At 48.9% G+C, this 25,429-nt stretch carries 21 protein-coding genes; 7 read left to right on the top strand and 14 right to left on the bottom strand.

Features of this window, described 5'->3' with window-relative positions:
* Nucleotides 1-30: 30 nt before the first annotated feature.
* On the bottom strand, nucleotides 31-3,924 hold the full coding sequence (gene hrpA / locus BZG83_RS06395) for an ATP-dependent RNA helicase HrpA (RefSeq protein ID WP_077479815.1): 3,894 nt from the start codon (nucleotides 3,922-3,924) through the stop codon (nucleotides 31-33).
* A 225-nt stretch (nucleotides 3,925-4,149) separates the two neighbouring features.
* Here hrpA and BZG83_RS06390 point away from each other — a divergent pair, with 225 nt between their 5' ends.
* Nucleotides 4,150-4,602 carry a tellurite resistance TerB family protein gene (locus BZG83_RS06390; protein ID WP_077479814.1) on the top strand — a complete coding sequence of 151 codons (453 nt, stop codon included), beginning with the start codon at nucleotides 4,150-4,152 and terminating at the stop codon, nucleotides 4,600-4,602.
* Here BZG83_RS06390 and btuD read toward each other — a convergent pair.
* The 6 genes from btuD to pheS form a co-directional block, all read right to left on the bottom strand.
* Nucleotides 4,586-5,374, bottom strand: a complete 789-nt coding sequence (btuD, locus tag BZG83_RS06385) for a vitamin B12 ABC transporter ATP-binding protein BtuD (protein WP_077479813.1) — start codon at nucleotides 5,372-5,374, stop codon at nucleotides 4,586-4,588. The two genes, BZG83_RS06390 and btuD, sit on opposite strands and share 17 nt — an antisense overlap.
* A complete protein-coding gene (gene btuC / locus BZG83_RS06380) occupies nucleotides 5,374-6,357 on the bottom strand; it encodes a vitamin B12 ABC transporter permease BtuC (RefSeq protein ID WP_077479812.1) in 984 nt (327 codons plus the stop codon). The genes btuD and btuC overlap by 1 nt, the downstream gene beginning before the upstream one ends.
* A 62-nt stretch (nucleotides 6,358-6,419) precedes the next feature.
* Nucleotides 6,420-7,460 (bottom strand): succinylglutamate desuccinylase, encoded by a 1,041-nt coding sequence (locus BZG83_RS06375; protein WP_077479811.1) that lies wholly within the window; start codon nucleotides 7,458-7,460, stop codon nucleotides 6,420-6,422.
* Between the two features lie 173 nt (nucleotides 7,461-7,633).
* Nucleotides 7,634-7,930, bottom strand: a complete 297-nt coding sequence (gene ihfA / locus BZG83_RS06370) for an integration host factor subunit alpha (protein ID WP_069587653.1) — start codon at nucleotides 7,928-7,930, stop codon at nucleotides 7,634-7,636.
* Nucleotides 7,931-8,337: 407 nt separating this feature from the next.
* Complete coding sequence (gene pheT, locus BZG83_RS06365) at nucleotides 8,338-10,740, bottom strand: phenylalanine--tRNA ligase subunit beta (RefSeq protein WP_077479810.1); 2,403 nt, start codon at nucleotides 10,738-10,740, stop codon at nucleotides 8,338-8,340.
* A gap of 19 nt (nucleotides 10,741-10,759) precedes the next feature.
* Complete coding sequence (pheS, locus tag BZG83_RS06360) at nucleotides 10,760-11,743, bottom strand: phenylalanine--tRNA ligase subunit alpha (protein WP_077479809.1); 984 nt, start codon at nucleotides 11,741-11,743, stop codon at nucleotides 10,760-10,762.
* Nucleotides 11,744-12,116: 373 nt separating this feature from the next.
* On the opposite strand from pheS, the gene BZG83_RS06355 reads away from it, so the two are divergent.
* Entirely contained in the window at nucleotides 12,117-13,145 is a 1,029-nt protein-coding gene (locus BZG83_RS06355; RefSeq protein WP_077479808.1) for a lipoate--protein ligase, read from the top strand.
* A gap of 354 nt (nucleotides 13,146-13,499) precedes the next feature.
* Nucleotides 13,500-14,888, top strand: coding sequence for a peptide MFS transporter (locus BZG83_RS06350; RefSeq protein ID WP_069587649.1), 1,389 nt, complete (start codon nucleotides 13,500-13,502; stop codon nucleotides 14,886-14,888).
* 55 nt (nucleotides 14,889-14,943) lie between these two features.
* Here the strand turns inward: BZG83_RS06350 and ptsG are convergent, their stop codons facing one another.
* Nucleotides 14,944-16,380 carry a glucose-specific PTS transporter subunit IIBC gene (ptsG, locus tag BZG83_RS06345; protein ID WP_077479807.1) on the bottom strand — a complete coding sequence of 479 codons (1,437 nt, stop codon included), beginning with the start codon at nucleotides 16,378-16,380 and terminating at the stop codon, nucleotides 14,944-14,946.
* A gap of 200 nt (nucleotides 16,381-16,580) precedes the next feature.
* On the opposite strand from ptsG, the gene BZG83_RS06340 reads away from it, so the two are divergent.
* From BZG83_RS06340 to BZG83_RS06330, 3 genes are read left to right on the top strand one after another with little or no spacing between them, the layout of a single operon-like run.
* Nucleotides 16,581-17,285 carry a response regulator transcription factor gene (locus BZG83_RS06340; protein WP_077479806.1) on the top strand — a complete coding sequence of 235 codons (705 nt, stop codon included), beginning with the start codon at nucleotides 16,581-16,583 and terminating at the stop codon, nucleotides 17,283-17,285.
* On the top strand, nucleotides 17,285-18,727 hold the full coding sequence (locus BZG83_RS06335; RefSeq protein ID WP_077479805.1) for an ATP-binding protein: 1,443 nt from the start codon (nucleotides 17,285-17,287) through the stop codon (nucleotides 18,725-18,727). The genes BZG83_RS06340 and BZG83_RS06335 overlap by 1 nt, the downstream gene beginning before the upstream one ends.
* On the top strand, nucleotides 18,724-19,971 hold the full coding sequence (locus BZG83_RS06330; RefSeq protein ID WP_077479804.1) for an ABC transporter substrate-binding protein: 1,248 nt from the start codon (nucleotides 18,724-18,726) through the stop codon (nucleotides 19,969-19,971). Before BZG83_RS06335 ends, BZG83_RS06330 begins: the two co-directional genes overlap by 4 nt.
* Before the next feature lie 4 nt (nucleotides 19,972-19,975).
* Here the strand turns inward: BZG83_RS06330 and BZG83_RS06325 are convergent, their stop codons facing one another.
* The 6 genes from BZG83_RS06325 to thrS form a co-directional block, all read right to left on the bottom strand.
* A complete protein-coding gene (locus BZG83_RS06325; protein WP_077479803.1) occupies nucleotides 19,976-20,779 on the bottom strand; it encodes a PhzF family phenazine biosynthesis protein in 804 nt (267 codons plus the stop codon).
* A complete protein-coding gene (locus tag BZG83_RS06320) occupies nucleotides 20,776-21,066 on the bottom strand; it encodes a hypothetical protein (RefSeq protein WP_077479802.1) in 291 nt (96 codons plus the stop codon). Before BZG83_RS06320 ends, BZG83_RS06325 begins: the two co-directional genes overlap by 4 nt.
* A 168-nt stretch (nucleotides 21,067-21,234) precedes the next feature.
* The gene (gene rplT / locus BZG83_RS06315; protein ID WP_069587639.1) at nucleotides 21,235-21,588 is read right to left on the bottom strand and encodes a 50S ribosomal protein L20; all 354 of its coding nucleotides are present in this window, start codon (nucleotides 21,586-21,588) and stop codon (nucleotides 21,235-21,237) included.
* A 38-nt stretch (nucleotides 21,589-21,626) separates the two neighbouring features.
* The gene (rpmI, locus tag BZG83_RS06310; RefSeq protein ID WP_069587638.1) at nucleotides 21,627-21,821 is read right to left on the bottom strand and encodes a 50S ribosomal protein L35; all 195 of its coding nucleotides are present in this window, start codon (nucleotides 21,819-21,821) and stop codon (nucleotides 21,627-21,629) included.
* 95 nt (nucleotides 21,822-21,916) lie between these two features.
* Nucleotides 21,917-22,462, bottom strand: coding sequence for a translation initiation factor IF-3 (gene infC, locus BZG83_RS06305; protein ID WP_069587637.1), 546 nt, complete (start codon nucleotides 22,460-22,462; stop codon nucleotides 21,917-21,919).
* A gap of 3 nt (nucleotides 22,463-22,465) precedes the next feature.
* Nucleotides 22,466-24,394 carry a threonine--tRNA ligase gene (thrS, locus tag BZG83_RS06300; protein ID WP_069587636.1) on the bottom strand — a complete coding sequence of 643 codons (1,929 nt, stop codon included), beginning with the start codon at nucleotides 24,392-24,394 and terminating at the stop codon, nucleotides 22,466-22,468.
* Between the two features lie 252 nt (nucleotides 24,395-24,646).
* On the opposite strand from thrS, the gene hutC reads away from it, so the two are divergent.
* Nucleotides 24,647-25,351 (top strand): histidine utilization repressor, encoded by a 705-nt coding sequence (gene hutC / locus BZG83_RS06295; RefSeq protein WP_077479801.1) that lies wholly within the window; start codon nucleotides 24,647-24,649, stop codon nucleotides 25,349-25,351.
* The last annotated feature ends 78 nt before the right edge of the window (nucleotides 25,352-25,429 follow it).

The following is a 25,429-nucleotide window of genomic DNA, read 5'->3' as shown; positions in this document are numbered from 1 at the left end:
ACGTCACACGGCGGCACGACCTTGCCGCGTTTAAATCGCCGCAATGGCGTTTTTAATCCGCTTGTCTGAAATCGGATAAGGCGTACCCAGTTGCTGCGCGAAGTAACTCACTCGAAGCTCTTCAATCATCCAGCGTATGGCTTTTACCTCATCAGGGAGAGTTTTGCCTTTCGGTAACTTATTCAGCAACGCCTTGTAGTCATTCATCACAGATTCAATCTTGAGCATATGACTGCGATCTCGCGCTGGATCAATCGGCAGCTTCTCTAACCGACGCTCTATCGCTTTCATATAGCGTAAAATATCGGGCAGCCGCTGCCAGCCTGATTCGGTAGCAAAGCCCTTGTAAATCAGCCCTTCTAGCTGAGCTTTGATATCCGACATCGCAAACGCCATCGAAAGATCCACTTTGCCTTTCAGCTTTTTATTGATGCTAAAGGCATGGGTTAAAATCTGTTCGATCTGTTGAGCAATATCTACCACGGTATCGCCTAGCTCCGCACGCACCGTCTCTTTAAGGGCTTCAAATGCTTGCGCTTCCCAGGTTAACCCGCCGTGTTGCTCAATGAGCTTATCCACACCACAGGCGATACAGTCATCAATCAAATCCAAAACACGGCCATAAGGGTTAAAATACAGACCGAGTTTCGACTTGTTGGGCAAATGGGTGTGCAGGTATTTTATCGGCGATGGCACATTGAGCAAGACCAATCGACGCTGCCCCGCTTGCATGGCTTTATGTTGTTGATCTTCCGTTTCGAAAAGGCGGATCGCGACACTGTCTTTTTCATCAACTAAAGCAGGATACGCTTTAACTTCAAACCCGCTGCGCTTTTGCTGGTAGCGTTTCGGCAGTTCCCCAAATGTCCATTGGGTGAGTCCTTGCTGCTCAATGTCATCATCTGCCACGTCCGATAACGTCGCTTGCACCTCATCTTTCAGTGACAGTTTCAGTGCATGAAGATCTTCGCTTTCAGCCAAGGTGCGATTTTTATCATCCACAACGCGGAACTGAATGCGCAGATGCTCTGGCAGTTGCGCCAAATTCCAGCTGTCGCGCTCAATGGTGACACCGGACATCTGCTTTAAGGCTTTTTCCATGCTATCGAGCAAAGGCACTTCCATGGGCGTCACGCGTTGTAAGACCGCATCCGCATAATTTGGCGCAGGTACAAAGTTACGTCGTAACGGCTTGGGTAGCGATTTAATCAGCGCGACAATCAGCTCGTGACGTAGCCCGGGGACGTGCCAGTCAAATCCTTCTTCTGACACCTGATTAAGGATCGGCAGTGGGATATGCACCGTCACCCCATCATGGTCTTGGCCGGGTTCAAATTGGTAGCTCAGCTTGAGTTTTAGGTTGCCCTGATACCAAAAATTAGGGTAATCCAGTTCGGTGACATGACTGGCGTCGCCTTGCAGTAGCATGGCTTTTTCGAAGTTGAGCAGGTCGGGATTGTCTTCACGTGCCTTTTTCCACCAGGTATCAAAGTGACGCCCGCTGACCACACTATGATCGAGGCGCTGATCGTAAAAGTCGAACAAGGTATCGTCGTCTGCCAAAATATCGCGCCGGCGAGATTTCAGCTCAAGCTCCTCCACTTCCGCCAACAGCTTTTGGTTTTGGCGGAAAAAGGCATGTTTGGTTTGCCAATCCCCTTCAACCAATGCCGAACGAATAAACAGCTCACGGCTAAGCACCGGGTCGATGGCGCCATAATTGACTTTACGGCTGGCGACAATTGGGATCCCGTATAGCGTGACCTTCTCGCTAGCCATTACAGCGGCTTGCTTGCGTGACCAATGTGGTTCACTGTAGCTGCGCTTAATCAAATGCTGCGCCAGTGGCTCTACCCATTCGGGTTGGATACGCGCAACAATTCGCCCCCAGAGTTTCGAGGTTTCAACCAGTTCGGCAACCATCACCCATTTAGGCTGCTTTTTGAAAAGCCCAGAACCCGGGAAAATATGGAACCGTGCATTCCGTGCGCCTTGGTATTCGTTCTTTTCTTGGTCTTTCAGGCCGATGTGACTTAATAGCCCAGCGAGCAGTGCCATGTGAATGGCCTGATAACTGGCAGGTTCTTGGTTGAATTGCGCATTCTGCTCTTTCATCACTTGGCTGATCTGATAGTGAACGTCTTGCCACTCTCGCACGCGCAGGTAATTGAGATAGTCTTTTTTGCACTGTTTACGGAACTGGTTATTCGACAGCGCTTTTTGCTGCTCTTTAACGTAATCCCAAAGGTTTACATAGGCCAAAAAGTCCGATTCTTTATCGGCAAAACGACGGTGCTTTTCATCCGCTTGTTGCTGCTTATCCGCTGGACGCTCACGCGGGTCTTGGATTGCCAAGGCCGCGGCAATCACCATCACCTCATTTAAGGCACCATGCTTAGGCGCCTCAATCACCATGCGTGCCAAACGCGGGTCAATCGGCAGTTTGGCCAAGGTTTTACCAATCGCGGTCAGCTTACGTTTATCGGTGGCTTGGCCCCGCTTGATCGCCCCCAGCTCTTCGAGCAAACGGACACCATCTTTGATATGACGGCTGTCAGGCGGCTGAACGAACGGGAAGGCTTGAATATCACCGAGCCCTATTGCCGTCATTTGCAGGATCACTGAGGCCAGATTTGTCCGCAGAATTTCTGGATCGGTAAATTCAGGACGGCCTAAAAAGTCCTCTTCGCTATACAAACGCACACAAATGCCTTCCGACACACGGCCACAGCGCCCTTTACGCTGATTAGCACTGGCCTGTGAAATCGGCTCAATCGGCAGTCGCTGCACCTTAGTCCGGTAGCTATAGCGAGAAATCCGTGCCGTGCCGGGATCAATCACATACTTAATGCCCGGCACGGTTAGCGAGGTCTCGGCGACGTTGGTGGCCAGCACAATCCGACGCCCAGAGTGAGGTTGGAATACACGATTTTGCTCGCCAGCAGAAAGCCTTGCGTACAAGGGTAAAATCTCGGTATCGCGCAGTTGACGACGCTGAAGATGATCGGCGGTGTCGCGAATTTCACGCTCACCGTTCATAAAGATCAGTATATCACCCGGCCCTTCAAGGCACAGCTCATCGACCGCATCGCTGATCGCTTCCAGCTGGTCACGATCGCTATCGTCCTCTTCCACCAATGGGCGGTAGCGCACTTCCACCGGGTAAGTACGGCCAGACACCTCTATCATAGGCGCGTTATTAAAGTGCTTAGAAAAGCGCTCAGGATCGATAGTTGCCGAGGTAATGATAACTTTGAGATCAGGGCGCTTGGGCAATAACTCGCGCAAATAGCCGAGAATAAAATCGATGTTTAGGCTGCGCTCGTGCGCTTCATCGATAATGATGCAGTCGTACTGATTCAGATACCGATCGTGCTGGATTTCGGCTAGCAAGATCCCGTCCGTCATCAGTTTGACTTGCGTCGCCTCTGAGACTTTGTCATTAAAACGTACTTTATAGCCGACGCTACTGCCTAACTCGACGTCAAGCTCTTCAGCAATCCGTGAGGCGACCGAGCGTGCAGCCAAGCGACGTGGCTGAGTGTGACCTATGGTACCGGCGACGCCTAGCCCAAGCTCCATACAAATTTTGGGCAACTGAGTGGTTTTGCCTGAGCCCGTTTCCCCCGCAATGATCACTACTTGGTTATTCGCGATTGCTTCGGCAATGTCATCTTTCTTCTGACTGACTGGCAATGCTTCCGGATAGCGAACAGCAGGTGTATTGGCACGACGGGCGAGCAGGCGCTGCATACTCTGCGCCATTTCAGCGGCAATTTGATCGTACACCGCCTGTTTGGCGTCGTCTTTTTTGATTTTTTGTGCGCCATGGATGCGCTTTTTAAAACGAAAACGGTCTTGCAGCATACAATCGTTTAACGCTGCAAACAGTGTCTCTGACGTGTTGTGATGACGTGAACTCAAGGCGATTCCTGCTTACTGCTTAATCTTTTAAGGCGTTTATCAGTGTCACRGCCGATAAATAAGGTTGATTGGAGACGCATCCTATCACAAAGTAAAAAGAAACAAAGCCGCGCCATCGACGCACAAACCGCCAATACGGTGTTGCTAAAGTAAACGTATTGCCCGTTCACTACGTATTCAATGTGTAAAGACGGCCAATAAACTCCGCAGTTTGGGAGAACAGCCATGCTAAAACAGCTTTTTAAAAAACTTGAATCCGCCCTCGCCGCTGATGCGACGCAACACAGTGACGCTGGGCTATCGCTGCATCAAGCGATGGCAGGCTTACTGAGTGAGGTGGCGATGGCCGACCACGACATTGATGAGCGGGAGTTTGTGACTAAGCGCGATCGCATTTGCCAATTACTGAACCTCGAGCCATCGCAAGCAGATACACTGTTGGCCGAGGCACAAGCTCACAGTAAACAAGCAACGTCGCTATACGAATACACGGATAAGCTGCGTGATTTAGACCCACAAGCACGGATTGAACTGATTGAAGCCATGTGGTCAGTGGCGTATGCCGATGAAAATATCGACCCGCTCGAAGAAGCGGTGATCCGTAAAACCGCCGAGCTGCTTTATGTAGATCACGCGGAATTTATCAGGGCCAAGCTGAACGTCATCGAGGCGGATTAAGATCGGCTTGCTCGCCAACTCGCACAATCACCGGGCCATATGCGGTACTGACCTGCACTAAAGGGGTCGCAAATACGTCGGACAAGCGGGTGTCCGAGAGTACATCACGGGGTGCACCACTCGCCACCATCCGGCCTTGGTTGAGCAAAACCACGTTATCTGCATGCGTTAGGCTGCGGTTTAGGTCATGGTTTGCCATGACGACGCACAGTCCCTGCTTAGCGGCGTGAGTAATTTCTGCGTAAATCGCTTCTTGCTGAGCAACATCCAGCCCCGTCGCTGGCTCATCAAGCAATAACACAGAAGCTTGTGGGTTTAATTGCCTGTCAACTTGCAATAATACCCCGGCCAGCCTAACCCGTTGCCATTCGCCTCCTGACAAACTGTCAACACGACGATGAAGCTTGTCATCAATCGACAGCGATTGGCATACACGTCTTACCACCGCATCACGTGTAGACGCTTGGCCAAGCTGTAGACTGTCGATGACCAGATTGAGGTATTCATACACCGCCATTACGAAAGCAGGCTTTTGCTGTTGGATTAAGTAACCACGAAGATGCGCGAGATCTTGGCGGCGTAGGCCGGCGATAGCGGTATCCTGGATGCTCACCTGGCCATGTTCAGGCGTACCAAGCCCTGACAGCAAATGCAATAAGGTGCTTTTGCCACTGCCGTTAGGGCCAATCAAATGCGTAACTTGCCCTGGCTGAAAGCGGATAGACAGAGGCAATAGACGCGGCGATAGACTTAATTGATGTGCTGTTAACATTACACCGCCTTGACCAGCATCCAAATGAATAAAGGCGCACCAATCACGCTGGTCACCACCCCGACGGGGAGCTCTGCCGCATCAAGCAGTAATCGACCCAGCGTATCGGCACTGACCAGTAAAATCGCCCCAGCTAACGCCGACAAAGGCAACAAGTAGCGATTCCGACTGCCAAACCACAAACGCAAGTAGTGGGGCACCACAAGGCCAATAAAGCCAATCACGCCAGCTGCAGCTACCGATAACCCGACCAAGATGCTGATCAGCACAATCAATTGCCAACGCAATCGATGAGTATCTAGCCCCAATTGTTGCGCTTGTACATCACCAAGCATGAGTTGATCCAATTGCTGGCCAAAATGACACAATATCGCGATACACGGTGCAGTCAGCGCCAACCACGCGATATGGCTTAAGCGCATACCGGACAACGAACCCATCAGCCAATACATCAATTGGCGAAGGTTAAAATCGGAGCTGAAATAAAAGGCTAAGGTCACCACCGCCCCAGCAAGGATGCTCAAGGCTACGCCCACTAACAAGATGCGTGACGTCGCTAAGGCACGCCGAGCAAGCAACACCAATATCAGTGTAAAGAGGCTAGCACCAAGCATAGCTGCAACCGCCATCATGCCACCAGATGCCCATGCTGGCGCGAAAAAAAGCAACAACACGACCGCGACGCTGGCGCCGCCTGAGATCCCCAACACGCCGGGCTCGGCAAGCGGGTTACCGAGTAACACCTGTAAACTCGCCCCTGCAATGGCAAGCGACGCGCCAATGAGTATGGCCGCCATCACTCGCGGCAAACGCAGTTGTACCAGCAGCTGCGACTCTAATACTGAGTGATTGCCAAACGGAGCGATCCAGATCTCCCCAACGCTCAGAGCAAAAACGCCGACGACCAGTAACACACCACTAAATGCTAATAAAGCACGCCGCCATCTGGCTTGTTGGCGTGCAGTAAGTTCGGACACTCGCATGCGTCATCCATTATTTTGATTCTGTGACGCACTTTACAGACTGGCGTGAGGCTTGAAAAGCGCTACGCGGTGGCTTTTTTGGGTACGTACACATAGAGAGGCTGACTCGCATCGGCTTCAAATGGTGTGGCCAGTAACCCGGCGCGATGACCCACTTGGACATTCGCGTTTGGGAAGATCACCACCTCACCGTCGTGTTCAGCATAAATCTCTTGCCCCTTGTCGGTCGCCAATAATGCGCCCTTTTCAAACGGTGTGAAGTTTTTGGCGGTGGAAGGAAACGTGAGTGCAAATTGCTCCGTGTGCTTGGTCAAGGTTCGGGTCACACGATAAAAGCGCATCGGCGCTAATTCAGTCGGCAACGTAGCGGCTTTTAACAAGCCCCGTAATGTGCGATCAAGTGGCTCGTACTCTCGCATATCATTTTCAAACAACGGCGCCACACGGCCCATTTCTAAGGTTGCAGCCAGCGCATTATGGTGATTGGCGCTATACCAGCTAAAGGTTGGTGAGGGTGATTGAGACAGGACAGTGGCATCCATTTTGGCGTCATTGAGTAATGCGGCCAATGGGCGCACGTCTTTCTCGGTCGGCGTGGTTGGGATCACACCAAACATATAATGGTAGGACTCGCGAATGGCACTGTGTAAATCAAGATGCCAACGGGTCATGTTATCCGGTTGAGCCGCGAAAAAATCGCTCACCGCTTTTTGCAGCTGGTTGGCAAGGTAGTGCTCTTCGTTTTTTTCCTCATTCCAGCCTCCGAATAAACGGTTAAGGTTATCTTCAATAAAACGAGTGTGTGCTTTAATCGCCTCAGCATGGCCAATGATCAGTAACAGTGGTACGTCTGGGGTAAATTGCCCTGCGAGCATATCCGAGAGCAGCTGATCAATCAGTTCAATCGGTGCAGTTTCGTCTCCATGGATCCCCGACGATAGCACCACACAACGGGAAACGTTGGTCACATCGGGTTGGATTGAGATAATACCGGGCGCACTGTGATTGAAGGTCAGCGAGCCAACTCGCCATGAGTCTGGGGTAAAGGCGTGAGGTGCGGTCAATGCCGCATCAATAAAGGCACCAGGGCGTGCTGTCAGCATAATGCTTCCTTTTATTACAACTAGACAACAAAACGTTACAGCGACTTAACCGATAAACCCAGCGTTTTCCCTTCACAGTGTGATCATGTATAGACAAATTAAAAAGCCGCCAACCTTTCGGTCCGCGGCTTTTTATCCGTGGCATCGTGACCACTGGCACGAGTAACGCTCGTTTATTTCTCTACCTTGGCGTTCTCAACCCGTGCTTTTAGTTTTTGGCCAGGTCGAAACGTCACAACGCGTCGCGCAGTGATTGGAATATCTTCCCCTGTTTTAGGGTTTCGACCGGGACGTTCATTCTTGTCTCGCAAGTCAAAATTACCAAAACCCGATAATTTCACCTGCTCGCCACTTTCGAGTGCTTTACGAACTTCTTCGAAAAACGCTTCGACTGTCTCCTTGGCGTCCCGTTTGCTAATCCCGATATTTTCAAACAGGTTCTCAGCCAAATCGGCTTTAGTGAGCGCCATAGGTTTTTCCCTCAAGAATTGTTGAACACATATGCAATACCGCAGTATCGACACCACCATTCTACACGTGGTCCACACGTCTTTAGCCCTTGTATTTTAGGGATATTTGAGGACCAACTCAAAACAAGTGTATGCCAACTGGCTGATTTGCGCCAACTTTTTTAAGTTGCAAAAGCAAGAACAGTGTCCAAAAATTTGACCTTTGTTACCAGCCACTTACCAAGCGTATTTTAGTCACGCTATTTGCATATATCCATTAGTGACTGATTTTAGGCAAATTTATCAATATCTGAGTGGATTTTATACAGATTTAGTGAATTTACTCAGCTTTTCAAACGGATAGATGTTAGATCAATTAGGCATAAAAAAAGCAGCGTTTCCGCTGCTTTTTTCTAATCAGAGTGGGATTAATCACGCAAAGTTACGCCCAGTTTTTCTGATAAATGGGCCACAACACCAGACACGGCATCGCTAATATCGGCTTCTTCCAACGTGCGCTCATCAGACTGAAGCGTAAGGGCAATCGCCAAGCTTTTCTTGCCTTCTTCCACCCCTTTGCCAGTGTAGAGGTCAAACAGTTTCGCCCCTTTCACCAACGCATTACCGCTTTCCAAGCAAGCAGCCACTACGTCACCAGACGCGAGTGCTTGGTCGGCAATCACCGCAATATCACGGCGGTTTGCTGGGAATTTAGAAAGGCCAGCGGCTTCCGGAATAAAGCGACTGTCAATGGCTTGCCACTCAATCTCAAACACCACGGTACGACCATTTAAGCCAAACTCACGCTCAAGCTCCGGGTGTAAGGTACCCATATAGCCAACGACCTTGCCATCCAATTCAATCGCAGCGGTTTGACCCGGGTGCATCGCTGGATGCTTGGCGGCGACAAAACGGAAGTCAGACAACTTACCGCTCAATTCAAGAACGGCTTCAAGATCGCCTTTCAAATCAAAGAAATCCGCCGTCGCCGTTGCCATATCCCAGTGCTCTTCACTACGAGGACCAGCAATCACACCCGCGAGCATACGCTCTTGACGAATATTTTCTTGACGAACAGCACCCGTCATATCGCCTTCTGGTGTGAAACGTAAACCAAACTCAAACAAACGCACGCGCGGTTGTTGACGTTTTTGGTTGTACGCCACTGTATTCAAAAGCCCTGGAAGCAGGCTCAAACGCATGGCTGACATGTCTGCAGAAATTGGGCTTGGTAGGATCAGCGGCTCAACCTCTGGCACAATCAACGCTTGCTGTTTTGGCTCGACAAAGCTGTAGGTAATTGCCTCGTGGAAGCCACGGTCAACCAACAAATCGCGTACACGTTTTAGCGGCATCGCGGCTTCTTGATGCTCGCGCATAGTCAGTGCGGCTTTCGGTGCGCGCGTCGGAATGTTGTCGTATCCATAGATACGGCCCACTTCCTCAATCAAGTCTTGCTCAATAGCAATATCAAAACGCCAGCTTGGTGCTGTCGCCTGCCAACCTTCCTGCGTCTGCGTGACGCCACAGCCAAGACGGATCAGAATGTCGGTAACGGTGGCATCGTCGATATGATGGCCCAGCAGGCGATCGAGTTTCTCGCGGCGCAAAGTCACAGTGTCACGCTTAGGCAGATGCTCAGATGACTCACCCACCACAATTTCACCGGCTTCTCCGCCACAAATCGCGATCAATAGTTCAGTCGCACGCTCCATCGCAGCAGTTTGCAGTGCTGGATCAACGCCGCGCTCAAAGCGGTGTGACGAGTCAGTATGCAAACCATAGTTACGTGCACGACCACGAATGGCTTCAGGTGCAAAGAATGCGGACTCCAATAAGATGTCTTGAGTTTCCGACGTCACACCTGAGTCTTGACCACCAAAAATTCCCGCCATCGCCAAGGCTTTTTGGTCATCGGCAATCACCAATGTTTGGGCATTCAATTTCGCTTCGTTGCCATCAAGCAAGGTCAGTGCTTCGCCTTCTTCAGCAAGACGCACGACAATGCCGCCTTCAATTTTGCTGAGGTCAAACGCGTGCATCGGCTGACCTTGTTCGAGCATCACATAGTTGGTGACATCGACTACAGGATCAATGGCACGAATGCCGCTGCGACGCAGTTTTTCTTGCATCCAAAGCGGTGTTTGTGCGCCAACATTGACATTGCGAACGACGCGGCCGAGGTAACGTGGGCATGCCTGAGGCGCATCAATACGTACCGCGACTTTATCATCAATGCTAGGTGCCACTGGGGTAATGGTCGGCTCAACAACATCGGCGCGGTTGAGAACCCCCACTTCGCGAGCGAGGCCACGCAGGCTCAAGCAATCAGCGCGGTTAGGTGTTAAATCAACATCAATCGCAGCGTCATTGAGTGACAAGTACTCGCGAATATCGGTGCCAATTGGCGCATCGGTCGGCAGTTCAATAATGCCATCGGATTCCACATCGATACCCAGCTCGGTAAAAGAGCACAGCATCCCGAAAGATGGCTGACCACGCAGCTTCGCTTTTTTAATCTTAAAGTTTCCAGGAAGGACCGCACCAACGGTCGCTACTGCAACTTTCAAGCCTTGGCGACAGTTTGGTGCACCACAAACAATATCAAGTAGCTCATCACCGCCAACATTGATTTTGGTGACACGCAGTTTATCCGCATCCGGATGCTGACCACACTCAACCACTTCGCCAACCACTACGCCGGAAAAGTCACCGGCCACTGGCGCGATTTCGTCTACTTCCAAGCCAGCCATCGTGATTTGGTGGGCAAGCGCCTCGGTGTCGTTTGCTGGGCTCACCCACTCTCTCAGCCAAGATTCACTGAATTTCATTATTACCTTGCCCCACTGATTACTTAAATTGTTTCAAAAAGCGCAGATCGTTCTCGAAGAACGCACGAAGGTCATTCACGCCATAACGCAACATGGTCAAGCGCTCTACCCCGATACCGAAGGCAAAACCTTGGTACGTTTCTGGGTCGATGTTTACCGCGCGTAGGACATTCGGGTGAACCATGCCACAGCCTAAAATCTCAAGCCACTTGCCACCTTTACGGCGCACATCCACTTCTGCTGACGGCTCAGTAAACGGGAAGTAAGACGGACGGAAACGCACTTCTAAATCTTCTTCAAAGAAGTTACGCAAAAAGTCATTTAACACGCCTTTCAGGTCAGCGAAGTTAATGTCTTTATCAACCAATAAACCTTCCACTTGGTGGAACATGGGGGTATGGGTTTGGTCGTAATCATTTCGATAAACACGGCCCGGCGCGATAATGCGGAACGGTGGCTTACCCGCTTCCATAGTACGAATTTGTACACCCGAGGTATGGGTTCGCAACATCAGATCAGGGTTGAAGAAGAAAGTATCATGGTCTGTGCGTGCCGGATGGTCCGCAGCAATGTTCAACGCATCAAAGTTATGGAAGCCGTCTTCGACTTCTGGGCCAGCGGCAACAGAAAAGCCTAACTCACCAAAAAACTGTTCGATACGCTCAATAGTACGCGTTACAGGGTGAATACCACCGTTTTCAATACGACGGCCCGGCAAGCTGACATCAATGGTTTCAGCCGCAAGCTTCGCTTCCAACTCGGCGCGCTCAAGTGCATTTTTACGCTCAGCAATCGCTTGTTGTACGGTTTGCTTCGCTTGGTTGATCGTTTGACCTGCTTCACGACGCTCTTCCGGAGGCAATTTACCTAAAGCTTGTAATTGCGCAGTTAACTCACCTTTCTTACCCAGGAATTTCACCCGGACCTCATCCAGTGCAGCAACGGATGCGGCACTGGCGATCGCCGCTGTTGCGCTAGCAAGAATTTCTTCTAATTGTTGCATTGTTTCCTCGTCGACCCGTGGGGCTGTCCAACCAGATTAAAGAAGTGGCATACCAGTTGGAAATCGTGGTTTACCAATTGTCTGAGCAAACTGACAGAGCGCCGATTTGCACTACCATGCCAATTAACTGAGAGAACGGGTAATAAAAATGACCTTACATACTAATTAATGCCACGGCTAATGCCAAACCCTAAACCGCTTTTGTTGGATTTTTCCACACTGATTTGCGGAGAAAAAGTAAATTTGTCTGCTCTTTAAGCAGAGTTGTCAGTCTTAGCGACGCTCGGTGATGATTTTTATTGCTATTTGTTCCCGCTCGCCTCAGTGAGTTTGTTATTCTACTGCCCAGCTTTTTGACTGATTGGAGCCTTGCATGAACCCTAACTCTCTGCCGCTGCGCGTTTTTGTATCCACGTCCACTCACCCTTGGTTCAATCTTGCCGTGGAAGACACCATATTTCGCACCATGTCGGCCCAACAAAATGTGCTGTTCTTGTGGCGCAATGACAATACGGTGGTCATTGGACGCGGTCAGAATCCTTGGCGCGAATGTAATACGCGAAAGATGGAAGAGGACAAGGTAGTCTTAGCGCGTCGTCAAAGTGGCGGTGGCGCAGTGTTTCATGATCTCGGCAATACCAATTTCACCTTCATGGCAGGCAAACCCGGCTATGATAAATCCATTTCTACGCAAATCGTCCTTGATGCGCTCAAGTCGCTTGGCGTGAATGCCTCCGCCAGTGGACGCAACGATTTGGTTATGGACACCCCTGAAGGACAACGTAAAATTTCTGGCTCTGCGTATAAAGAAGCCAAAGATCGTGGTTTTCATCATGGCACATTGTTGATTAACGCCGATCTATCTCGATTGGGTGATTACCTCAACCCCGACCCCAAAAAACTGCAAGCCAAAGGCATCACGTCAGTCCGCGCTCGCGTCGCTAACATTGCGGAGTTTGTGCCATCGGTGGATCACGAAAAGGTCTGTGACGCCATCAAGCAAGCATTCTTCGCGCACTTTGGTCAGCACACTGAGATTGAATACATTTCTCCCCAAGCAAAACCCGACGTCGAAGGGTTTGATGCTATCTACGAGAAGCAATGCAGTTGGGAATGGAACTTTGGCCAAAGTCCGCAATTTATGCACACCTTTGACGAGCGATTTGATTGGGGTGGCGTTGAATTACACTTGGACGTCAAACACGGTGAGATTGTGGACTGTAAACTGTTTACCGATAGCCTGACGCCCGGTCCGTTAGAGTTACTGGCCAATCAAATGGTGGGGCAAGCGTATCACCACGAAAAGCTTTATCACTTTGTGATGAGCTGGGCTGATGCCGATCAGAGCCACCAAACTATGTACGAAGATATTGCACTGTGGCTACGTAGCGCCATTGTCTAATTTCTCCCCAAACGCACTCGCCATAGTGACACATATCACATAAACACCCTTCTTTTGATCCCACTCAAAGATTTAAGAGGCTGCTACACCAACTATGATGGTGGCAGCCTTTTTTGAAACCATCAAAACACAATATTTCATTTACCTGCTCGAAAGTTAATCAAATGACTCATAAAGAGATTGATTAATAGATTTTAATTTTGGTAAAAAACCATTACTCTAGATTTAAATATTTTGTTACAAATTACACTTAAGGAGCTCACCTAACCACAACCTTCCCCCTTGGCGACGTACTGCACGCCAAATGATGAAATGCAGACCCAACAAAAACTTTAAGTGAATAATTAGATAGTTATGGAAAACCAAAAGAATATACTCGGCCACCCTCGTGGGCTATTTTTGCTTTTTGGCACTGAGCTTTGGGAGCGCTTTTCGTACTACGCGATGCGCGCTATCCTCGTCCTTTATTTGACCGATCAAACCATCAACGGTGGCTTAGGCTGGTCAACCAAAGATGCACTTGAGCTTTATGGCTACTACACAGGCTTGGTCTACATCACGCCATTAATTGGTGGATGGTTTGCCGACAACTATATTGGTCAGCGACGTGCGGTGGTGTTCGGTGGTGCCTTAATGGCCATCGGTCAATTCACCCTTGCATTTCCCGCTCACCAATATGGCTTGGATATCGTGCATACCTTATATGCTGGCCTCGCCTTACTGATCACTGGTTGTGGCCTGTTAAAGCCCAATATTTCAACCATGGTTGGCGACCTGTATAACGAAGGCGATCACCGTAGAGATGGTGCCTTTACCATCTTCTATATGGGGATCAATATTGGTTCACTGCTCGCCGGTTTTGTCTCTGGTACAGTAACAAGTGCTTACGGTTGGCAATACGGTTTCTTCGCGGCAGGCGTTGGCATGCTAATCAGTTTGGCAATCCAGCTTACCATGGCGAACTCATGGCTGGGCGAAATCGGTAAAGTACCCGCCGCACAACAAGCGCGAGACGCCAATAAGTCGACCACCAATGCCCCACTGACGAAAAAAGAAATCGATCGCCTCAAAGTGATTTTATTGATGGGCTTGTTCGTGATCATTTTCTGGGCTGGCTTCGAGCAAGCAGGCGGACTGATGAATATCTATACCCAACAATACACAGATCGTATGGTGGGTAGTTTTGAGATCCCTGCGGCTTGGTTCCAATCGCTTAATCCATTCTTCATCATTGTGTTTGCCCCAATTGTCGCATCACTATGGGTTCGCTTGGGCAGTAAAGAGCCAAGTTCACCCGTGAAGTTCGCAATGGCGCTATTTATGCTCGCGTTAGGATTTGTGTTCATGATTGGCGCCGTTTTAGAACAAGGTGGCGACACGGCGGTTAAAACCTCTATGTTCTGGCTGGTGGGCGCGTTCTTCTTCCATACCATGGGCGAGCTTTGTCTCTCTCCAATCGGCTTATCGCTAGTCACCAAGCTTGCACCACTACGTTTGGCCTCGCTAATGATGGGTGCATGGTTTGGCTTTAATGCAGTCGCTAACTATGTAGCAGGTATTATTGGCTCACATGTGGGCGATTACGGTGCCATGGCCATCTTCGGTGGTATTGCAGCAACAGCAGCGATTTCCGGTGTGATCTTATTGGCGCTATCCGGCACGCTAATTCGTTGGATGCACGGTGCTGAATCTGGTGCTACACCAAGTGAAGAAATCGAACAACAACAAGTACAAGTGGCGTAATACACCCACTTCACTACTGAAAAAGAGGCCATTTGGCCTCTTTTTTAATGGTCACTTACCCAACAAGCACCGCTTTTATTTCAGATTTAATACTGTCTGATTGTGTACCAAATATGGCTTGAAGGTTGCCACCAACAACCAGTACCTCTTTGGCGCCGAGCTGCTTAATTGCGGCGATATCAGCATGCTGGATATCATTCAGGCTGACTCGCAGTCGTGTGATACAGGCATCCACATTTTTAATGTTTTCCTTTCCTCCAAGCGCACTGACCAATTGATGTGCCAGCTCTGAACCGATTTCCGAAAGTTGACTCACCTCGGTTTCAGCTGTTTCGCGGCCTGGTGTCAGTAAATTAAGCTTACTGATCGTTAATCTAAACAAGCTGTAATACATTAACGCCCAGAGCGGGCCAATCAGTGCGAAAAGCCAAGCATTAGTCGACAGTGGGTAATAGATCAGGAAGTCAATTGCGCCATGTGCGAAGGTGACACTATGGTGGATATCTAACGTTGTGACGAGTGCAAAACCGATCCCCGTTAAGACACAATGCATGGCATACAACACTGGTGCGACAAATAGGAAAGAAAACTCCATCGGTTCGGTAATACCCGTCAGCCATGATGTTAACGCTGCCGAAGCCATAATCCCGCCAACCAGTGCGCGTTTGTCAGGGCGAGCTGAGTGATAAATAGCTAATCCCACCGCCGGTAACGCCCACATCGAGTACAAATAGCCTCCGGCTAGATTGCCGGCAGTAGGGTCACCGGCAAGGTAGCGCTGAATTTCACCGGTGATCACTTTGCCGCTTTCAGGGTCGACATATTCCCCCACTTCAAAGAAGAAAGGCACGTTCCAAATGTGGTGCAAGCCAAAAGGGATCAAAGAGCGCTCAACAAACCCGTAAATACCAAAAGCGGTGGTTGGGCTTTGATAAGCCGCCCAGTGCGAAAAACTCTTGATTGCGCCGCCGATAGGAGGCCAGATATAGCTGAGCCCAATACCGAGGAATATTGCAGCAATACCCGTAACGATAGGGACAAAGCGCTTTCCGGCAAAGAAGCCCAAGTACTCAGGAAGTTGGATGTTATGAAAGCGATTAAACAAATAGGCTGCCACAGCCCCGATCATAATCCCGCCGAACACCCCAGTATTAAGGCTAGGGATCCCGATGATCATCGCAGGCTCAATGCCGTGGATGTTAGCCATAACCCCTAAGGTCGCGGTCATAATGGCAAAGCCAACCGTTGCCGCCAGCGCAGCCGCGCCATCGTTATCTGATAGGCCCAGAGCGACACCAATCGCAAAGATAAGTGCCAAATTGCTAAATACGGCATCGCCTGACATGGCCATGATTTCAGAGACACTATCCGGTATCCATGCGAAGTTAGCAGAACCGATACCGAGTAATAGACCAGCAACAGGTAATACGGCCACAGGCAGCATCAAAGAGCGCCCTATCCGTTGTAGTAATCCAAACGCGTGACTAAACATGTGATGTTCCTTTTTTATGTAGAGACATACACACGATAAAGAAAAGCGTCTCCCCTAAGGTTACAAAAACCTATGAGTTTGTAAGCAGGCTGTTACATACCAAGGCCTACCGGTGTGGCAATATCAGCTTGCGCCAATAGTGATCTCGTTTTAATTGAGGTATACACAAGGCATTGGTGAAAAACACAGGAACGTGCAAGATGAAAACCATCCTCGTTGTGGATGACAATCAATCGCTTAGAGATGCACTTACCGATTACCTAGGGCGTGCTGAGTTTCATGTTCTTACTGCCAGTGACGGTGAGCAAATGTGGGCGCACTATCAAACGCACGCACCGGACCTCATCATTCTCGATATTATGCTGCCGGGCGATGATGGGCTAACGCTATGTAGCCAAATTCGCAAACACTCTAACGTCCCCATCATCATGCTCACGGCCGTGACAGATGAAGCTGATCGTGTTGCAGGGCTTGAAGTGGGCGCCGATGATTACATGACAAAAACCTTTAGCCCACGTGAGCTACTGGCACGCATTAAAGCCTTATTGCGGCGTACACGTATGACCCAATCATCCGGTGTCGGCCATAAAGTCACTTTCGCCGGATGGACGTGTGACCTGCTGAAGCGTCAATTAGTTAGCCCTCACGGTGAGTGTAAACAATTGTCTGGCGCCGATTTTAACCTGATCAGCTTAATGCTAGAAAAACCCAATCAGCTTTTGAGTCGAGATGATATTGCTCGCTGCATTTGGGGGCGAGATGCAGAGCCATTTGAACGCGGGATTGATGTGCAAATCAGCCGATTACGTAAGCACCTTCACGACGACGAGCGTTCGCTGATTCTAACGGTAAGAAATAAAGGTTACATGCTCGCCACTGATGTCATCGCAACAGAGGTGCATTGATGCGTACGCTTGCGCTATCGTTGTTCACCTCCATTCGCTTTCGTATTGGCGCGACCTTATTGATCGTGATTGTTATCGCCCAATTGATCGCAGGGTTAATTTGGTTCCAAACCAGTGCGCAAAAGGAGCAAGAGAGCCTACAGAAAACGGTACAAAGCCTAACCAGTAACGTTGCCGATACTTACAATTACTTTGAGGCGCTTCCCGTCAGTTATCGCTACCTCATCTTGAACCAAATTAGAGAAATGGGCGGTACACGATTCTTTATTTCCATCAACCAACGCAAATTAGATGTTGGCTTACCCACACAAACTGCGCGTACCGCCATGATTTTAGAGCAGGCATCAACGCGATTGTCTAAATCAGTACGCCACGCACAAGACATTGATGTTGCCTTAAGCCGACGCCAAGATCTCAAAGTGTTTAACTCAGGTATTAAGCTTGAGGCATTGCCTGCTATCTGGGCCGACTACAGTTTAGCCTTAGGCGATCTGGATTTACCTATCGTTGTGGTACAGATTCAAATGTCACAAAGCGAATGGTTTTATCTCGCGGCGACACTACCTGTCCCCTTCTCTACCTTATCTCCACAGTTTATTGACCAAAAACAGCTGGTCTTTTTGGGGATATCTTCGTTACTCCTTGTCTTTTGTACGGTCTGGTTGTTGCGATTAGAAATTCGTCCAATTCGGCGACTGGCTAAAGCCGCTACGCTAATGAGCGGACAGCTATATGTCGAAGAAGTAAAAGAAGAAGGTAGTAAAGAAACACGTGCTGCTGTGCGAGCGTTTAATAAAATGCAGCGACGTATACGCGCCTATATCCGCGACCGTGAAATGCTATTCGGGGCCATATCACACGATTTAAAGACGCCATTAGCATGCCTGAAATTACGCACGGAAATGTTGGAAGATGATGCAGAGCGGCAAAAATTTGAGACCGTGTTAACTGAATTTGATGTGCTGTTAAAAGGTGCTTTGCAGTGTATTCGTGAAACTGACATCCATGAGGACGTTGAATGGATTAATTTGGTCGACACGCTTGAACAATGCGCGGCGTACTACAACCGAAGTAAACATAAGGTTCAGCTTTCTCTACCGGTTGAAAGCCGATTCCTAGGGAAGCCCCTCGCGATTAAACGATGTCTTTATAACGTCATCGACAATGCGATTAAATATGGTGGCTCCGCTGAGGTTGGTCTTTACGACGATCATGACAAGGTTGTTATTCAGGTTCGCGACTTTGGTCCAGGATTAGATAAAAAGTGGCAAGAAAAAGTCTTTGAGCCGTATTTTCGCGTTGATGCAACGACACACCCTGGTTCAGGGCTCGGTCTAACCATTTCACGCAGTATTGCTCGCAGCCATGGCGGTGATCTCTATGTACAAAATCACCCTCAAAAAGGGCTTATTGTCACCATTCAGTTGGCGTGTGAACTATGAAAAAATACTTGCTTACCCTTTTATTCACAATCGCTTTCCCCATTAACGCAGCACAGTCCACCGTAGCATCTGTTGAATTTCTGCATTGGTGGACATCAGCAGGCGAAGTCCGCGCTGCCAACATCGCTAAACAGGCGCTTGAGGAGGCTAACGTTCACGTCGAACAACAGGCAATTCAAGGAGGCGGTGGGGATACGGCAATGTCTATTTTGCAAGCTCGCGCAATTGCGGGCACACCGCCAACCATCGCTCAGCTTGAGGGGCCCGCGATCCAGTCATGGGCAGCGCTGGGTTTTCTTTACGATCTAGAACAGTTAGCCAATCAAGAGCATTGGCGCTCGCAGCTCTATCCTATTGCGCGCGCGGTCAATCAATTTGAAGGGAGATTTGTGGCAACGCCAGTGACTATTCATCGATTAAATTGGATGTGGGTGAATCATGACGTGCTTCGTCAATACAGCCTATCGCCACCTGACAACTGGGAAGCACTAATCGATACATTTAAAACCTTAAAGCGTCATAATGTGCAACCGCTAGCCATCGGCAATGATCAATGGCAAATCGCCTTACTGTTTGAAAACCTTGCTTTTGGCTACGGAGGTGCGGATTATTATCGACGTGCATTTATGGATATGGATGAACATACACTGCGGAGCGCAACCACATTTGAGATTTTAAGTTTGTTCCGAGAGATTAGCCGCCTCATCCAGCCAACGATGTCTCACATACGCTGGGATGAAGCGACTCAGTTGCTGATTGAAGGAAAACACGCATTTCAGTTTTCTGGCGATTGGGTACTGGGAGAGCTATTGGCCAAACATGTAGCGGCTCCAGAAGTAATCGGCTGCTATCAAGCCCCCGCCAAGCACACAGGGTTTATCTACAATATGGACAGCTTCGCGCTCTTTAATAGCGCACGCAGTAATAGAAAAACGGCTAATACGCTCGCTCGCGCCTTATCATCCAAAGCATTTCTTACTGCTTTTAATCAAGTAAAAGGAGCACTGCCCGCTCGTAAAGATATCGACCTAAGCCGGTTCAACCCGTGCTCTCGCCAAGCTCATCATGATATGGAGCAAGCAGAACAAAACGGCCGCTTGCTCCCTAGCACGGTTGATTCAATGGCTGTAAGCCCTATCGTTCAAAAAGCAACAACCAGTGAGATCTATCGGTATTTTAATGATGAAAGTATTGGGCCAGAGGAATTTATTCTGCACCTTGAAAATATACCGCGAGGAAAATAAATGACTACTTCTTACTTAAATCCAGCTTTCCGCTAAATACGGTTACTGCTTGGCCTTGTAGCAACACATGGTCTTCGCTAAGCGTCATCTTGATATACCCACCGCGTGCGGATGCTTGATAACCGATAAGCTGCTTTTTACTCAGTGCTTGAGACCAATAAGCTGCCAGCGCACAATGTGCGGATCCTGTCACTGGGTCTTCGTTCACCCCCACCCAAGGGGCGAAGTAGCGAGAGACAATATCGATCGTGTTATCAGAGCTTGCCGCAGTCACCACCACACCACGTCCAGGCTGCGTATTTAGCGCCGCAAAATCCGGAGACAGCGCTTTTACATCGTCTTCAGAATCAATTACCAATAGCTCTTTTTCACCAAAGCAATAACTCGCGCGGATAATAGAGCCATGTAGACCTAAAGCTTCTAGCCGCGATGGGGTTGGCGTTACTTCTGCAAGCTCAGGAACAGGAAATGCCATCGCTATCCCCTCGCGTTTTACCGTCACCTCAAGAGGTCCAGACTGCGTATAAAAAGTGACATTGTCACCTATTTTGACGTCACCACGCTCAGCCAAAACATGTGCTATGGCGAGTGTGCCATGACCGCAGAGTGCGACTTCTACTGTCGGTGTAAACCAGCGTAAGGACATGGTATCTAAGGCAAGAAATGCGGTTTCAGATACCGCCATTTCCTCGGCAATAGCCAACATGGTAGCTTCATCCAACATGGACGCCGAGATGCACACCCCTGCCGGGTTTCCATGAAACAATGACGCGCTAAAGGCATCAACCTGATAGATATCCACAATCATGATTTCATTCCAAGCCGGCGACGCAGCGAATGATACATTTCCATGATAAAGGTCGTAAAGCCAACGATAGGATCGTGTTGAATGTAATCCTCGATTGCATTGAGATTAATCTGGCGGAATTTTTCAATCGCAGTCTCCGCACAATCAGCAACAATCACATCTCCTTCGATGATCAATCCCTGCTCTAACAATGCTTCTTTTTCAGCAAGATAGCTGGGGAATTCCTTGATCAAGTAAGTAAACTGGTCACAGTTGTTAGGCTGACAAAAAAAGACGTATTGGTTCATCGTGTGTCCTTTGTTTCACTTTTTAAGCACTATATCATGATGATAGGAATTGGAAGGAAGTGCTAGAGCACATTTTTATACGCACAAAGCTCAATTATCTAGACACGCAGAGGTAACAAAAAAGGAGAGCCGAAGCTCTCCTTTCTCAGCAATTCTTTACTGTAAAAATTACAGTGAAGCTTTCGCTTTTTCTACCAGCACAGAGAATGCTGCTTTGTCATATACCGCGATATCGGCAAGGATCTTACGATCGATTTCGATAGATGCCTTTTTAAGACCGTTAATCAGACGGCTGTATGACATACCGTTTTGGCGAGCCGCAGCGTTGATACGTGCGATCCACAGTTGACGGAATTGGCGTTTCTTCTGGCGACGGTCACGGTAAGCATATTGACCAGCTTTCGTTACCGCCTGAAAAGCTACGCGGTATACGCGTGAACGCGCACCATAGTAGCCTTTCGCTTGCTTCATTACACTCTTGTGACGTGCACGAGCTTGTACACCACGTTTTACGCGAGCCATTGTGTCTCTCCTAAACTAAATAAACTAAAACTAAAAACTTATGCGTATGGCAGCATGCGAGCTACTTGCGCGGTTTCGCACGCTGGTAGGATCGCGTTTGGACGCAGCTGACGCTTGTTCTTAGTAGTACGCTTAGTCAGGATGTGACGTTTGGTTGCGCGCTTGTACTTGAAGCCACCAGCAGTTTTCTTGAAACGCTTAGCAGCACCTTTGTTGGATTTCATCTTAGACATGATGAATAACTCCGCATTGTGTTAATAACATAGCAATTTGGCGAACAAAACGGCCGCACCTTTCGGCGCAGCCGATCGTTACTTGGAAGCCAAAATTACTTCTTCTTAGGGGCAAGAACCATGATCATTTGACGGCCTTCGATGCGTGAAGGGAAGCTTTCTACTGAAGCGATTTCAGCAGTGTCTTCTTTCAAGCGGTTCAGCACGTCAACACCGATGCTTTGGTGCGCCATTTCGCGACCACGGAATCGGATAGTAACCTTGACCTTGTTACCCTCTTCAATGAAGCGAACCAGGTTGCGTAGTTTTACCTGATAGTCGCCTACATCTGTACCAGGACGGAATTTAACTTCCTTAACCTGAATAGTCTTTTGTTTTTTCTTCTGCTCTTTCGCAGCTTTACTCTTCTCGTAAAGGAATTTGCCGTAATCCATAATACGACAAACCGGCGGCTCAGCGTTCGGACTGATCTCGACCAAATCTAAGCTTTCAGCTTCCGCTTTCGCAAGCGCTTCATCAAAGGGTACGATACCGAGTTGTTCGCCGCTGTCATCAGACAATCGAACTTCTTTGACACCACGAATTTCGTTGTTTAGACGATGAGCGTTCTTCTTTGCCGGGGCTTTTCTTGCGCCTTTAATACCTTATTCCTCCACAATATTGAGTGTTCGATCTTGCACTTCTTGCTTCAATTGAGCTAAGAAATCGTCAATCTTGAATTTACCCAAATCTTTACCTTTACGGGTCCGTACTGCGATTTCACCAGCTTCCATTTCTTGGTCACCACAAACCAGCATATACGGAACACGCTTCAGAGTGTGTTCGCGGATTTTAAAGCCAATCTTCTCGTTTCTCAAGTCCGCAGATGCTCTAAATCCAGCTTTTTGCAGTTTTTTCGCAATCTCTTGCACATAATCAGCTTGGTTATCCGTGATATTCATCACAACCGCTTGCTGTGGTGCGAGCCATGCAGGGAAGTGTCCTGCGTATTCTTCGATAAGAATACCGATGAAACGTTCCAATGAGCCCAAGATAGCGCGGTGGATCATCACTGGCGTATGGCGTTCGTTATCTTCGCCAACATAGGTGGCACTCAGACGCTCTGGTAAGGCAAAATCGAGTTGCACCGTACCACACTGCCAAGCGCGATCGAGGCAGTCATGCAAAGTAAACTCAATTTTCGGACCATAGAACGCGCCCTCACCTTCTTGAACTTCAAATGGAATATCCATTGAAGTCAGTGCTTGGTTTAACGCCTCTTCGGCACGATCCCACATTTCTTCTGAGCCAACACGCATTTCAGGACGTGTAGACAGTTTGACTTCAATGTTCTCAAAGCCAAATGTTTTGTAGGTATCGTAAACCATTTCGATACACGCACTTACCTCTTGCTGAACCTGCTCAGGCGTACAGAAGATGTGGGCATCGTCTTGGGTAAAGCCACGCACACGCATGAGACCGTGCAGTGCACCTGATGGCTCATTTCGGTGGCAGCTACCAAATTCCGCCATACGCAATGGCAGATCGCGATATGACTTCAAGCCTTGGTTAAAGATCTGCACGTGACCTGGGCAGTTCATCGGCTTAAGTGCATATTCACGGTTTTCAGAGTTAGTGGTAAACATGTAGTCAGCATACTTGTCCCAGTGACCAGAACGCTCCCACAAGATACGGTCCATAATTAATGGGCCTTTAACTTCCTGATAATCATACTCAGTCAGTTTGTCGCGAATAAATTGCTCAAGCTCACGGAAGATCGTCCAGCCATTGTGATGCCAGAATACCATCCCGGGCGCTTCTTGCTGCATATGGTACAGGTCAAGTTGCTTACCCAGTTTACGGTGATCGCGCTTCGCGGCTTCTTCGAGACGCACTAGGTGTGCTTTAAGTTGCTTTTTATCCGCAAATGCTGTGCCGTAAATACGCTGCAGCATTTTGTTGTCGCTGTTACCACGCCAGTACGCGCCCGCTACGTTCAAAATTTTGAAATTCTGACAGAAGCTCATATTCGGCACGTGTGGGCCACGACACATATCAATGTATTCTTCGTGGTGGTACAAGCCCGGACGGTCGTCGCGTGATACATTCTCATCCAAGATTTCCATCTTGTATGACTCACCGCGCGCTTCAAACGTATCGCGAGCTTCTTGCCAGCTGACGTTTTTCTTAACGACTTGATATTTGGTTTTCGCCAGCTCTTTCATGCGTTTTTCAATCGCATCGAGATCGTCTTGAGTTAACGACCGCTCAAGATCGATATCGTAATAAAAACCATTGTCGATGGTTGGACCAATCGCCATTTTGGTTTCTGGGAAAAGCTGCTTAATTGCGTGACCTAACAAGTGAGCACATGAGTGACGGATAATTTCTAAACCGTCTTCATCTTTCGCGGTAATGATTTCTAGCTGTGCGTCAGTTTCAATAAGGTCGCACGCGTCAACACGCACGCCATCAACACGACCGGCAATACACGCTTTGGCAAGGCCTGGGCCAATATCACTGGCAACATCAAAAGTAGAAACGGGGTGGTCAAAAGCACGCTGACTGCCGTCAGGGAGGGTAATTACAGGCATTGATAACAATCCTTCTCAGTGGTGCCACACACCAAGTGGCACATGAATGTATTTCACGGTTTGAGAATAACCGCGCAGAATAAGTAAGCGTCGATTATGAAGATACCGCTTTTGTGATGCAAGTCATCCCCTAAATTAATTCCCTTTTCTTTTCGTCCTTATCACCCCATTTGCGCCTGCCAGTCACTTGATTTTGTTATAAACTTCATCGATGCTCATTTGTATACACAATAAACAATGAAAGGATCACGCATGGCCAAAGCGCCCCGCTTTCAGCAAATCAAAGACTACATCGTAAATAAGATTGAGCAGCAAGTGTGGCCTGTGGGCGCGCGTATTCCTACTGAGCATGAGCTCTGCGCGCAGTTTAATGTAAGTCGCATGACAGTGAATAAAGCGGTACGCGATTTGGTAAACGAAGGCCGGCTTGAGCGTACACCGCGACTAGGCACATTTGTTACGCAACCCAAAGCAGAATCGCCGCTAATGGATATCCGCAACATTGCTGATGAAGTAACGGCGCGAGGCCAAACCTATCGCAGTGATATTCGCACCCTAAAACGGATATCGGCCTCTGCAGATGTCGCGATGCGCCTAGGTGWCATGCTTGGCACGGACGTCTTTTTTAGCGAGATAGTGCACTACGCCGATAATGTCCCTCTGCAGCTAGAGCAACGGTGGGTTAATCCGGCACTTGCACCGGATTATCTGCATCAAGACTTTGGTCAACACACGCCCAACGAGTACCTGTCGCAGGTATGTCCTGTGAATACCATTGAACACACGGTAGAGGCGATCATCGCCTCGGATTCGGTCCGCCAAGCGCTAGCGATGAAAGCCGACGAACCGTGCTTGCTCCTGCACCGAAGAACATGGAGCCAACAAACGTTGGTCAGTGCGGCACTACTCTACCATCCCGGCACCCGTTACAAGCTGACTTCACGCACCGATCGATAATTATATCGAACTGATCACAAAACCTTTACATCTCCTCTTGTGCTCAATCACTTATTTGTCTATACATTTGTATAGACA

The organism is Salinivibrio sp. PR919 (genome assembly GCF_001995355.1).
Classification (GTDB): domain Bacteria; phylum Pseudomonadota; class Gammaproteobacteria; order Enterobacterales; family Vibrionaceae; genus Salinivibrio; species Salinivibrio proteolyticus.
Note: the sequence above shows the minus strand (reverse complement) of the source record. Positions and strands in the feature narration are given on the sequence as shown.